Here is a 13,473-nt window from a genome sequence, read left to right on the forward strand (position 1 = left end):
CTCTTAGCTTTTTTTTGCATAATGATCGCAAGTTTGACGCTTCAATAATTTATGCGGAATAATGATACACTTTGCAGTAGACTCCGCATTCTCAACTTTATCAACTAAAGCTTTTGCTGCCTCATATCCTAGCTGGTATATATTCACATCAACTGTCGAAAGTGGCGGACTCGCAATTTCTGATAATAAAGCATTATTAAAGCTTACAATTGAAACATCCTTCGGTACAACGAATCCTTTTTTAGAAAGTGCACTTAGCACACCAAGTCCAATCAAGTCATCCGTTGCCATAATTGCTGTCGGTGGTTGCTTTAGCGCCATTAATTCCTCCACAGCTTGTTGACCACTCTCTCTTGAGAAATCAAAATGTAAAATATACTCTTTTGGTAATACAATATCTGCTAATTTTAAAGCATCACTCATACCAGCCAAACGATCTCTCGTTACAAGTAAATCTGATCCACCGCCGATGAACGCGATTTGTTTATGACCTAATGAAATCAAATATTCTGCTACTTCTCTTGCAGCTGTATAATTGTCATTATCTACATATGTAATTTCTTCTTTACGATCATATGGTTTCCCGATTAATACGAACGGGAAATTTTGTTTATGTAAATATTGAATAATCCGATCATTCTCTCTTGAATATAAAAGAATAATACCACCAATTTGGCGCCCCTGCACCATCTTTACAACACCATTAAAAATTTCATCTTCCGTTTCACCTGTCGACATATAAAGTGCATACCCTTCCACATGTGCAAACGAACTAATCCCTCTTATAACTTCTGGGAAAAACGGATTTTGAAAAGCTTTACTTGCAGAACTTGGCATAACAAGGCCAAGTGTTTTTGTTGTTTGGTTAGCTAGGTTTCTTGCGTTTAAATTAGGATGATACCCTAGTTCACTCATTACTTTCCGAACACGACGCTTTGTTTTTTCACTTATACTTGGATTATCAGCAATTACACGAGAAACGGTAGATGGTGCTACATTCGCTTTCTTCGCCACATCTTTAATTGTAACTGTCATAAAAATCCCCCTCCTTTCACTTCTCTGCCATTTTATATATTTTCATCTTGCACCCGTTGCAAGTAATAGGGGAAGTCATAAACTTTCATTGATTCTATCTTGTAAAACCTATCATATTCTCCCTCTTCATGTATTGTAAGGGATAGAGCTCTTTTTTCCTATACTATAATATACTATTTATTTCACTTCTTTTCATATGGGATGTCAAATCTCTTTTCATCTCCCTATAAAATGTTTTATAGGAAGATGAAAAGAAAAATGGGACATAATGTCCCATTTTTCATCCTTTCGTACCTCCAGCAGTTAAACCAGAGATAAAGTATTTTTGTAGTGATAGGAATAAAATTGAAATTGGGATTGCAATCAATACGGAACCCGCTGCGAACGTTGTAAATTCATTCCCAAATTTCTTCGCCACCATTTCATATAATCCAACTGCTAACGTATAATTTTCTGGTGTGCGCAAAATAATACTCGCTAAAATAAAATCTGTAAATGGGCCGATGAAAGTAAATAACGCTACAACCGCTACGATTGGCTTTGCAAGTGGCATAATGATTTGCCAAAAAATACGGAAATGTCCTGCTCCATCCATACGAGCTGACTCATCCAATTCTTTCGGGATCGTATCAAAATACCCTTTCATAAGCCATGTATTCATTGGAATTGCCCCGCCTACATAAATTAAAATTAACGCAAGGTGCGTATCAATTAATCTTGTTAACTGTGCTAATACGTATAAAGCGATTAACGCTGCAAAGTTTGGAATCATTTGCAAAATTAAAAATGTTAACAAACCATTTTTTCTTCCAACAAAACGGTATCTCGAAAATGCATAAGCAGTAAAACTAATTGCTAACACTGAAAAAATCATCGTTAAAACACTTACTTTTAATGTGTTTTTATACCATAGTAAATAATTACTATTCTCTAAATCTAATAACTTACGATAATGATCTAGCGTTGCATTTTGCGGAATAATACTTGATCCAGATAAACTATCACCCGGATTAAACGATGAGCCAATAATCCATAATAATGGATAGAAAATGATGGCACACATTACGAAAATAACGAGATAACTTAATGAGAGACGTAACATCTTTTGTCTTTTAATATTCATTTACATCATATCCTCTTCTTGGAATGATTTTGTTCTCTTAAATTGCCATAACGCAACTGTAATAACGATTAACGATAAGATCATTGTAAGAGCTGCTGCTTTTCCGTACTGCGCGGAAGTCATCGTTAACTTATAAATCCATGAAATTAAAATATCTGTTCCACCTGCGTCTTGTCCAGCTACAGCAGGACCTCCGCCGTTAAATAGATAGATGATACTAAAGTTATTAAAGTTAAACGTATATTGCGTAATTAATATTGGTGCTGTTGCATATAGAACAAGTGGCAATGTAATTTTACGAAACTGTTGCCAAGCTGTAGCTCCATCTACTGTAGCCGCTTCGTATAATTCTCCTGGAATCGATTGCAGTATACCTGTTGTCATTGCAAAGACGAACGGGAATCCAAGCCACGTTTGAATCATAATTAAAGCAATCTTCGCCCAAAATGGATCTGTCATCCAAGCAATCTTTTCAATTCCGAATAAAGCTAATACTTGATTGTTAATTGCTCCAAATGTTTCATTAAACATACCAGAGAAAACAAGAATAGATACGAATGCTGGGACCGCCCACGGTAAAATGAAGATTGTTCGAATAATCGCCTTCCCTTTAATACCAGGCTGATTTACGATAATCGCTAAGAAAATACCAAGCGCAACTTGTAATGTCGTTGCAACGAATGTCCAAATGACAGTCCAAGAAAATACACTTAAAAAAGTTTCTCTCCACATCGGTAATGTAAAGATATCAATAAAGTTTTTAAACCCTACCCAATCTACTAATTTAGCTGGAGGAGAATGATATAAATCATAGTTCGTAAATCCAATTAAAATTACGAAAATGATTGGAAATACAACGACAAAGATAAGTAATAAAAACCCTGGTGAAACCATTAAATACGGAAAACCTTGGTCTAGTAAATTACGGTATTGCTCTTTTACAGAGTTTAACGGTGTTCCTATATCCCGTTTCTTTCCATTTTGGTATGCATCATATAAATTAAATGCATATATTCCGAGTCCAAACACGATGACAATGAGTGCCAAGATTCCTTCTACTAATAGAAAAACAGAATGGTCACGTGGAACTTCTGTACCAAGCGTTACAATTCCCCATAATCCCATATTTAATAAATCAGCAAAGGCTACAATAAATGAACCTGTTAATACTAGAAAAATAAGACCTTTTACAAATTGTTTATTATACATTTGGCCCACGCCTGGAATGATTGATAACATGGTTGCCATTTTCCTATGTTTTGAACCGTTTAAGCCGTTTGCTGGTTCCATAGATGTTTGCATGTTCCTTCCCCCTTTTTTCTTGGGAGAGAATTCGTGCCCCTCATATTAGAGGCACGAATTTCACCTTATTTTTTCTTACTATGATTTGCCTCAATATTACCTTTAATTTGCTTCACTGCATTATCAAGTGCTGCTTTTGGTGCCTCTTTATCCGTAACAACTAATTGAAGCGCATCTCCAGCTGGTTTCCATACTTCTTGCATTTCTGGAATGTTTGGCATTGGAATTCCATTTTCAGATTGTGTTGCAACTGCTTTTGCAGCTTCGTTATCTTTAATAATTGGATCTTCCATTACTGCTTTTACTGGAGGAATTTCTTTCGTCTTCTCAAATCGAATTTTTGCGTTTTCTTCATTCGTTACCCATTCAGTGAACTTTGTAGCTAAATCATTTTGTTTAGAGAAACTTGTTACATGCCATCCTTTAACCCCAACAAACGTTTTCATTGGTTGACCATTTGGTAATTTCGGCATTGGAGCAACGCCATAATCAATTCCGTTCTTTTCCATTGCTTGGAACGCCCAAGGTCCGTTCATGATAGATGCTGCTTTTCCTTCATTAAATAGCCCATCAGCAGCAGGTCCACCAGATTCACCGATAATACCTTTCGGGAATAACTTTTCTTTGTAACATTTTTGAAGATACTCAGCACCTTGTACTGCTCCGCTATTATTTAATCCAACATCACTTGCATTTGGCTTTCCATCTTTTTCACCAAACACATAACCACCCATACCTGCCATGAATGCATTAGCAAAGTAGAAGTTATCTCCTAATGCTAAAAATCCGTACTTGCCATCTTTCGTAAATTCTTTTGAGAAGTTAAACAGCTCGTCCATCGTTTCTGGTGCTTTTGGCATTAGTTTTTTATTGTAAATAAAGACTGGTGTCTCAATTGCTTTTGGTAAACCATATAATTTTCCGTTATATGTCTGTGCTTCTATTGATGAATCAGTAAATTTACTCTTTATAGAATCATCAGCTTTCACTTCAGAAAGTAAACCTTCTGTTACTGCATTTCCGATTTGATCATGTGGCAATGTTACAACATCTGGTCCCGTCCCCGCTGGTCCATCAAGGCGTAACTTCTTCACTTGATCTGTCATTTGCATTTCAACAACTTTTACTTTTACTTTATATTTTTCCTCAAAGCTTTTCACTGCTGGTTCTAAACCAACACCTTTTTTATCATCTTCCCAAACGAGTAGATCGTAATCTTTTTTTGCTTTACTTTCTTCTTTTTTTCCTGAATCTTTCGGTCCACATGCAGATAACATACCAATTGATAATGCTGAAACCGTTAATAATGATAATGCTTTCTTCATCCCAAAAACCTCCCTGAATTGTATATGTACCTTACTGATTGAAAACGTTTGCATTTAATATTTTAATAGAAGCGCAAACAATATCTCAATCTATGAAAACGTTTGCGCTATTTGTCTATCATTATACATTCTTTTATTCATTTTGCAAATATTAATTTTAAAATATTATTACTACACTCTTTATACATTGACTTTATACGAAATGAATACTACTCTTATAAGCAATATTAAAGCTATGCAAAAAGCAATCGTTTGCAACATATGCTTTATTATTATACTTAAGGGAACAATATGCATAGAGATAGTAAAGGGGGATTTTTTATATGCTTAAAGACGCCATCTATCATAGGCCAAAAGATAATTACGCATACGCTTACGATGAAAAAACGATTCACATCCGAATACGTACGAAAAGAGACGATGTTCAAAGTACCACTCTTATTTATGGTGATCCTTATGAATGGACAGACGGGAAGTGGATTTCTTCAAGTGCACCGATGAAAAAAACCGGTTCTACTGCATTATTTGATTATTGGTCCATTTCCATCGAGCCAAAATTTAAGCGCTTACGTTACGGATTTGAATTAAAAGCGGAGACAGAAACGCTTATTTATGCAGAACGTGGATTTTTTTCCAGCATTCCAAATGATGACGTTGGTAACTTTTTCTGTTTTCCATTTATTCATGCAAATGATGTATTCAAAGCACCTTCCTGGATTAAAGATACTGTTTGGTATCAAATTTTCCCAGAACGGTTCGCTAATGGCGATCGTACGCTGAATCCAGAAAACACCCTTCCTTGGGGCAGCGCTGAACCAACTCCAACTAATTTTTTCGGCGGAGATTTTGCTGGTATTATTCAAAACCTCGATTACCTTGTTAAGCTTGGAATTTCGGGAATATATTTCACACCTATTTTCAAAGCACATTCAAATCATAAATATGACACAATTGACTACATGGAAATCGATCCACAATTTGGCACAAAAGAAACATTCAAAGAACTCGTTCAAGCATGTCATACACATGGTATAAAAGTAATGCTCGATGCCGTATTCAATCACAGTGGATACTTTTTCGATAAATTTCAAGATGTACTAGAAAATGGTGAACAGTCAGCATATAAAGAATGGTTTCATATTCATGAGTTCCCAATTAAAACTGAGCCACTTCCGAACTATGATACTTTTGCGTTTACACCGTATATGCCGAAATTAAACACTGCACACCCGGATGTAAAAGAATACTTACTTGAAGTAGGGCGTTATTGGGTAAAAGAATTCAATATAGACGGGTGGCGCCTTGATGTAGCAAATGAAGTCGACCATAACTTTTGGAGAGAATTCCGAAGGGAGATAAAAGCATTAAATTCTGAAGTATATATTTTAGGAGAAATTTGGCACGATGCACTTCCTTGGCTACAAGGAGATCAATTTGATGCTGTAATGAGCTATCCGGTTACAAACGCTCTACTGTCTTACTTTGCTAACGATTCCATTAAGGCAAATGAATTCATGAAACAAATTATAGAATCTCTACATTCCTACTCTATGAATGTAAATGAAGCAGCATTTCATTTATTAGACAGCCATGATACACCAAGAATATTGACAACATGTAACGGAGATAAAAATAAGTTAAAGTTACTTTATGTATTCCACCTTTCTTTCATCGGCTCTCCTTGTATTTATTATGGAGACGAAGTTGGTATGGACGGCGGTATGGACCCAGATTGCCGCAAATGTATGGTTTGGGATACGAAAGAACAAGATCATCTATTATTTACACATGTACAAACATTAATTTCGTTACGAAAGCAATATAAAGCATTTGGAGGACATGGTACTTTCCAATTCATCGAAGCAAATGATAAACATAATTATATTTCTTATACAAAAACATATAAAGATGAAACTATCTTTTTCGTTTTAAATCCGACTAATAGTGATATTACAGCTTCACTGCCTCTCCATGTTACTGGAAAGAAAATCATTAATATTTATACAAACGAAGAATTTTCAGCGGAAGCAAGTGTATTACAAGTTACACTTCCTCCATATGGATTCTCCATATTAAAATGGTAATCAAAAAAATCCTTATACCAAAGTGGTATAAGGATTTTTCTTATTTCAATTTGAACACCATTGCTTCATACGGACGTAATGGTATGTTTTCTATCGGTCCATTCTCTACGTCGTAATTGTGTATAAATAACTCTGCTTCACTATAAGTAATGTCCTCAGGCAATTCAAATACACATTCTTCTGCAGTAAAGTTTGCAATAACAAGAAGTTTTTCTTCCCCATACGTTCTTACATATGCAAAAATAGATGGATTATTCTCCAATATTAAATCATATGATCCATACACAACTATTTCATTATTTTTACGTAACTCAATTAATTTTTTATAATAATAAAAAATTGAATCTTTATTTTGGATCGCTTGTTTCACATTAATTTCTTTGTAGTTAGGGTTTACTGTAATCCAAGGTTCACCTGTTGTAAATCCAGCGTGATCTTTGTCATCCCACTGCATCGGAGTTCTAGCATTATCACGACCCTTTATATAAATAGATTCCATTATTTTTTCTATATCTTCACCACGGTCTATCACTTTTTCTTTATACATATTTAACGTTTCAATATCTCGATATTCATCAATCGACTCAAATCGGACGTTTGTCATTCCAATTTCTTCTCCTTGATAAATATACGGTGTTCCTTTCATCATATGAAGCACCGTCGCTAACATTTTCGCAGATTCAATGCGATACATTCCATCATTACCAAAACGAGATACAACGCGAGGCTGATCATGGTTATTCCAATACAGGCTATTCCAGCCTGTATGTTCTAATGCTTTTTGCCACTTCGTTAAATTCTCTTTTAAAGTAAGGAGTGAACATGGTTTTACATCCCATTTTCCGCCTTCTCCTGAGTCTAAATCCATATGTTCAAATTGGAATACCATCTGCAGTTCTTTTCGTTCTTCCCCGGTATACAATTTCGCTTCTTCTGTCGTTACACCAGGCATTTCACCAACCGTCATAATATCATAATGAGACAATACTTCTTCATTCATTTCATGTAAATATTTATGAATGTTTGGACCGTTCATAAAATGCTTATGACCTGAAACATACCCCTCTTCTTCTGTTTCAACAGCTGGTAATCCCTCTTCTTTAGAAATAAAATTAATAACATCCATACGGAAGCCATCAATTCCTTTTTCTAACCAAAACTTCATCATTTCATAAACATCTTGCCTTACCTTTTCATTATCCCAATTTAAATCTGGCTGTTTTTTAGAAAACAGATGTAAATAATATTCATCTGTCATTTCATCATACTGCCATGCTGATCCACTAAACGCTGCTCCCCAGTTATTCGGCTCTTTTCCTTCTTTTCCAGGGCGCCATATATAGTAATCTCTATATTTATTATCTTTTGATTTACGTGATTCAATAAACCAATTATGTTCATCAGAAGTATGATTCACAACTAAGTCCATCATAAGTTTCATATTACGTTCATGCATTTCATGTAATAGCTCATCCCAATCTTCCATTGTTCCGAACTCATTCATAATTTTACAATAATCACTTATATCATAACCATTATCATCATTTGGAGATTCATAGACTGGTGATAACCAAATTACATCAATCCCTAATTCTTTTAAGTAATCTAACTTTGAAATAATACCGCGAAGATCCCCGATACCATCACCGTTGCTATCCATAAAGCTACGAGGATAAATTTGATATACTACACTTTCTTTCCACCACTGTTTTTCCATTATGCTACCCCATTTCATTCATAATTCAATTTTCTCTTTTTAAGGCGCAAACGTTTTCATTAATGAATGATAACAGATTCTATCTTAATTTAAAATAGCGCTTACAACTTTTATTCTTATTTTTCTAAGAAAACATACGAAATTTACTAATATTCTTCCAATTTATGAAAACGTTTTATTTTTTTGTTTATTTTTTGAATCTATTCGTTTATAATGAACTCAAAGAAAACGTTTGCATAATTATTTCTAGGGGGAAATACCATGGCAGAACTGAAATTAGAAAACATTTATAAAATATATGATAATAACGTAACAGCTGTAACAGACTTCAATTTACACATTCAAGATAAAGAATTTATCGTATTTGTCGGTCCTTCTGGATGCGGAAAATCTACAACATTGCGAATGGTGGCTGGACTTGAAGACATTTCAAAAGGAGAGTTTTCAATTGATGGTAAGCTAATGAATGATGTCCCTCCAAAAGATCGCGATATCGCAATGGTCTTCCAAAACTATGCTCTATATCCACATATGAGTGTATATGATAATATGGCATTTGGATTAAAACTTAGAAAAATACCAAAAGATGAAATTGATCGTCGTGTGAAAGATGCAGCAAAAATTTTAGGACTGGAACAATATTTAGATAGAAAACCGAAAGCATTATCTGGTGGACAACGTCAACGTGTTGCGTTAGGGAGAGCAATCGTTCGAGACGCGAAAGTGTTCTTAATGGATGAGCCATTATCTAACTTAGACGCTAAATTACGTGTTGCAATGCGCTCAGAAATTTCTAAGTTACACCACCGCCTTGGAACAACAACAATTTATGTAACGCATGATCAAACTGAAGCGATGACAATGGCTTCTCGTCTTGTTGTTATGAAAGACGGAAAAATTCAACAAATCGGTACTCCAAAAGAAGTATATGAAACACCTGAAAACATTTTTGTTGGTGGATTTATCGGCTCTCCAGCGATGAATTTCTTCCGTGGTAAATTAACTGAAACCGATTTCGTTATAGACAATGCTGCAAAAATTAAAGTAACTGAAGGAAAAATGAAGATATTACGTGAACAAGGCTATGTAAATAAAGACATTGTTTTAGGTATTCGTCCTGAGGACATTCATGATGAACTATTATTTTTAGAAGCTTCACAATCTACTGCCTTCACAACAAAAATTGAAGTTGCTGAGTTATTAGGTGCTGAATCTATTTTATATATGAAACTTGGAAATCAAGATTTTGCAGCACGTGTTGATGCAAGACATACATTTTCACCTGGTGACCAAATTAAACTAGCATTTGATATGAATAAAGCGCATTTCTTTGATAGTCAAACCGAACAACGCATTCGTTAAAAAATAATTTTCATACAAAAAAACCGTCCACATATATTGAGGGCGGTTTTTACTATTATACGAGGGCTTCTACTGTATGAAATGATTGTCCTTTCGTGCTAATAATACCGAAAATCGGTAAGTCACTTAGCACCACTTCTTCTTGCTGTTTCATAAAAGATGACGTTAATTGTTTTATCTCTATCCATACGTCATTAATACAAAGTACATTGGAATCGTTCTCTTGTTGGCGTGAAAATATAGAATCTATTTTATATAAACCAGCATTTTGAAAAAGCATATCAATGCGACTGAATGCATTCAAAGTAATGCTGATTACGCGTTGCCAATCTCCTTGTTTTTCCATATCATAGGATACAAAAAGTGCTTCTCCGCCTAGATTCGTAATTTCCTCCACTGTTGCTTGTCCACTTTCTTGATCGATGTCCGTCACAATTACTTTTGCGCCTTGTTTAGCCAACAAAAGAGCTGTATTACGTCCAATACCGATGCCACCGCCAGTTACGATAGCAACTTTTCCTGCAAGCTTCATTTTCATTACCCCTTCTATAAGTCTTACCGTCATTCAGTATACTCCTTTATGAGATTAGTCTGCAAGCAAGAAAAGTTGCTTATTCGTTTGTAAGCGGTTACTTTTTTACTCCTTCTTTTTTCTTACTATTACGCTGATCGAAAACTAAACCGATGAAAATTAAAATCCCCCAAAAGATTACGCTACCTCCAGTCATTTCAATTTCCCCCTTATTATATAAACATATTATTTTAATCATTATAACATTTTCTTAATTTTCAATCTATTAAATTCGAAAATGATATAGATTAACTTTTCCCTATTATATATCCATTAAAATATATTTGTATAACAAAAAGAGACCTTTTTATATAAAAAGGTCTCTTTTTGTTATACAAGACTTATCACTTTCGTTTTTGTAATTAAATCCTGAAAACCACAATTATCTTTGCGGAATAACATCATATATACGTTACATAATATCGGAATTCCAAGTAGTAATATGTTCGGTAATAACAATACAAAAAATCGAATCGTTAATGTTTGTAATGTTAACTTTTCACTCTTCAATGAAATTAATTTTATTCTCGTTACCTTTTTACCAAGTGTTACACCGTTCCAAATAAAGGGTAGCAAAATAAAATATATCGCCATTAATATAAAAACTACTGCAAGATCATATCTATAATCGCCAAAACTAATATTAAAGCGATTAAAAATAGCACTATAATTTCCAGTCATAACAGCTACTACTGCACCATACATAACCGAGATTAAAAACATGTCAATTAGGGAAGCACCTATGCGATTCATTACAAGCGCTGGACGATGCATCTTTAACTTCATTTTTATGTCGACTCCTTCATATCCTTCTTTACCCGTCTCATCGTACCACTTCTAAAAAACATTGTAAACTAGCGTTTCTCCTACTTTTCTTGTACAATGTGTTACAACAGCATTGTAAAGGAGGTTCCCATATTGAAAAAATGGATAATCCTATTCGTCGCATTCCTATTAGCCGGTTGTGCTGGAAATACAAATCATATAACATATACGATTAACGATGAATACGAACTCATACGTACTTCTGGAAATGCATTTGAACTTTTCCCCACGCAAGATGCTGTATACGCCACACAATACATTCCTGCAAAAATTACAGACATAGCCTGGGATGATAAATACATTATTGCAAAACAAACTGAGGAAAAGTCAGATCCGAATAATCCTGACGCAGCAATTGCAAATAAAAAAAGCGAGCATTATTGGATTATTGACGTAAAGCATAATAAACGTTTTGGCCCCTATAATGAAAAGCAATTTAATGAGCAAAAAGATGCGTTTAAAATTAAGGTGCCTTTTCAAAGTGTAGATTCATACATAAAAGAACAGAAAAAACAGTCAGCATAATAGTTTGAGCGCTGACTGTTTTTTCTTGCATATATTTAAAAACAACTTACTCAGAAAGTGAGATGTTAAAAGTTTGTGGCTCTTTTACAACATCTTGCGTTTCTGTATCTGCTGCAATTACATTATCTGTTGTAAATTTAATATCCTTTACCTTTTCTTTTCCATCATCAAGTATTAGGCCGATAATACCATCTCTTGTTTCACCAGGCTTATAGTCTTCCCTTGATACATTTTTTGTACCAACGAGCGTATCTTCATCATATAAAAAGTTTTGCGTTGCTACTTTAAAATGTTGTTTATCATTAATCGCAACATCATTCATAGAGAAAAATTGTATATTTTTATTCCCGCTATTTTCCACCTTATATGTAATTTCAACGTAACGAATCGTATCACTAATCTCTGTACCACTTAGCGATGCATATAACTCCGCATCTTCTTGACTGACTTTATCTCCTAATCTACGCTTTACTTCTTCAGGAGTTAATGCCGTATATACTTTTAATGTATTTTTTGCATCTTTACTCATCTGCGATAAAGAGATTACTTTCACATCTTGTACGTGAATTTTCATTGGTGCTACTTCAAATGTTTGATTCACAGAATGAATTTGTTCTAATTTAAAAGTACCCCATCCTGTTTCTTTCACTTTTTGTCCTACTTTTTTCAGCTCACGCCCACCATATTCTTTTGTTTCAGGAATAGATTCTTTCTTCTTCGGTTCAGCTTTCTTTTCTTCTTGATGGAAGCAACCACTTAACATAAGAAGAAAACTACATAAAACAAAAATACTTTTCCATGCTTTCATCATATAATTTCTCCTAACACTATCATTCATTAATATTAATTAGTCCTTTGCTTTGTAAACTATAGAAACAATGAGAAGTCCACAAAACGAACTTGTCAGTCCAGATACTATTATACCCCCTATTTGGAAAATATGAAAATAGGGATCTACGAAAGCGTGAACGACAAATATAAGAACTGCCACAATGATTGCCGAAATCCAATACTTTCTTTTTTCTGAAGCTATCATCATATCTTTTCCTGTTTCATCTTTATACTTCCATAGTACGTACAATAGCAATAATAAAACGACACATGTACTCCCGTGTTGCATATATTTATACACTGGAATACCATGTAATTCTCTTTGTAAAAATGGTATTTTCATAACGAAGTAGCCTGTATGATGAGTAAACGCATCCCAAACGACATGCGTGAGCATACCAAATAAAGCGGAATAGCAAAATACAAAGAAATCTTTCCATGTATGAAGCCCCCACCTCTCCTCTACTACATAAATATAGTAGCCAGCAAATGGCTTAGGTAAATGCGTTATAAACGGCTTTTTTAAAATGTAATGATACATATATGCGAGCAGAAATACAAGTGGTAAATTTAAATATAAGAACCCAAGCCATGTATGGCCAATAATACCATACGGTCTAAAGTGTAAAAAATATTCAAAATCAGGCGCCATACTCCCTAATATAAGAGCCGTTACTGAAATATGTTTAGAATGCTTTTTCGCAAAAGGAAGAACTGCTGCTGGATGTGCAAATGTAAACGGCATTTTTTAGCTCCTTTTCAGAATTACAATA

Annotated in this window: 13 protein-coding genes; 3 read left to right on the forward strand and 10 right to left on the reverse strand. The window is 34.4% G+C overall.

What is annotated here, in order from left to right; translation table 11 throughout:
* Nucleotides 1-3: 3 nt before the first annotated feature.
* From malR to RTP99_RS09175, 4 genes are all read right to left on the reverse strand, one after another.
* Nucleotides 4-1,035: a maltose operon transcriptional repressor MalR gene (gene malR / locus RTP99_RS09160; protein ID WP_000219039.1), complete on the reverse strand. Its 1,032-nt coding sequence runs from the start codon at nt 1,033-1,035 to the stop codon at nt 4-6.
* 280 nt (nt 1,036-1,315) lie between these two features.
* Nucleotides 1,316-2,158 (reverse strand): maltosaccharide ABC transporter permease MalD, encoded by an 843-nt coding sequence (malD, locus tag RTP99_RS09165; protein WP_312365342.1) that lies wholly within the window; start codon nt 2,156-2,158, stop codon nt 1,316-1,318.
* Nucleotides 2,159-3,460: a maltosaccharide ABC transporter permease MalC gene (gene malC / locus RTP99_RS09170; RefSeq protein ID WP_001194989.1), complete on the reverse strand. Its 1,302-nt coding sequence runs from the start codon at nt 3,458-3,460 to the stop codon at nt 2,159-2,161.
* A 65-nt stretch (nt 3,461-3,525) separates the two neighbouring features.
* A complete protein-coding gene (locus tag RTP99_RS09175; RefSeq protein WP_312365346.1) occupies nt 3,526-4,785 on the reverse strand; it encodes an extracellular solute-binding protein in 1,260 nt (419 codons plus the stop codon).
* A gap of 323 nt (nt 4,786-5,108) precedes the next feature.
* Between RTP99_RS09175 and RTP99_RS09180 the strand changes: the two genes are divergently transcribed.
* The gene (locus RTP99_RS09180; RefSeq protein ID WP_000910093.1) at nt 5,109-6,869 is read left to right on the forward strand and encodes an alpha-glycosidase; all 1,761 of its coding nucleotides are present in this window, start codon (nt 5,109-5,111) and stop codon (nt 6,867-6,869) included.
* 40 nt (nt 6,870-6,909) lie between these two features.
* On the opposite strand, the gene malL is transcribed toward RTP99_RS09180, so the two are convergent.
* Nucleotides 6,910-8,586, reverse strand: a complete 1,677-nt coding sequence (malL, locus tag RTP99_RS09185; RefSeq protein ID WP_000415190.1) for an oligo-1,6-glucosidase — start codon at nt 8,584-8,586, stop codon at nt 6,910-6,912.
* A 261-nt stretch (nt 8,587-8,847) separates the two neighbouring features.
* On the opposite strand from malL, the gene RTP99_RS09190 reads away from it, so the two are divergent.
* Complete coding sequence (locus RTP99_RS09190) at nt 8,848-9,948, forward strand: ABC transporter ATP-binding protein (RefSeq protein ID WP_000818924.1); 1,101 nt, start codon at nt 8,848-8,850, stop codon at nt 9,946-9,948.
* A 55-nt stretch (nt 9,949-10,003) separates the two neighbouring features.
* On the opposite strand, the gene RTP99_RS09195 is transcribed toward RTP99_RS09190, so the two are convergent.
* From RTP99_RS09195 to RTP99_RS09205, 3 genes are all read right to left on the reverse strand, one after another.
* Nucleotides 10,004-10,513 (reverse strand): SDR family NAD(P)-dependent oxidoreductase, encoded by a 510-nt coding sequence (locus tag RTP99_RS09195; protein ID WP_000218418.1) that lies wholly within the window; start codon nt 10,511-10,513, stop codon nt 10,004-10,006.
* A 64-nt stretch (nt 10,514-10,577) separates the two neighbouring features.
* The gene (locus RTP99_RS09200; protein ID WP_000145657.1) at nt 10,578-10,676 is read right to left on the reverse strand and encodes a hypothetical protein; all 99 of its coding nucleotides are present in this window, start codon (nt 10,674-10,676) and stop codon (nt 10,578-10,580) included.
* A gap of 173 nt (nt 10,677-10,849) precedes the next feature.
* Nucleotides 10,850-11,305, reverse strand: a complete 456-nt coding sequence (locus tag RTP99_RS09205; protein WP_000769088.1) for an RDD family protein — start codon at nt 11,303-11,305, stop codon at nt 10,850-10,852.
* 132 nt (nt 11,306-11,437) lie between these two features.
* On the opposite strand from RTP99_RS09205, the gene RTP99_RS09210 reads away from it, so the two are divergent.
* Nucleotides 11,438-11,869 (forward strand): DUF3997 domain-containing protein, encoded by a 432-nt coding sequence (locus tag RTP99_RS09210; RefSeq protein ID WP_000758784.1) that lies wholly within the window; start codon nt 11,438-11,440, stop codon nt 11,867-11,869.
* A gap of 46 nt (nt 11,870-11,915) precedes the next feature.
* Here the strand turns inward: RTP99_RS09210 and RTP99_RS09215 are convergent, their stop codons facing one another.
* On the reverse strand, nt 11,916-12,680 hold the full coding sequence (locus RTP99_RS09215) for a hypothetical protein (RefSeq protein WP_000973891.1): 765 nt from the start codon (nt 12,678-12,680) through the stop codon (nt 11,916-11,918).
* Nucleotides 12,681-12,716: 36 nt separating this feature from the next.
* Nucleotides 12,717-13,445 (reverse strand): DUF4184 family protein, encoded by a 729-nt coding sequence (locus RTP99_RS09220; protein WP_001116845.1) that lies wholly within the window; start codon nt 13,443-13,445, stop codon nt 12,717-12,719.
* Between the last annotated feature and the right edge of the window lie 28 nt (nt 13,446-13,473).

Source organism: Bacillus sp. (in: firmicutes), from assembly GCF_031983925.1.
GTDB classification, from domain to species: Bacteria; Bacillota; Bacilli; order Bacillales; family Bacillaceae_G; genus Bacillus_A; species Bacillus_A pacificus.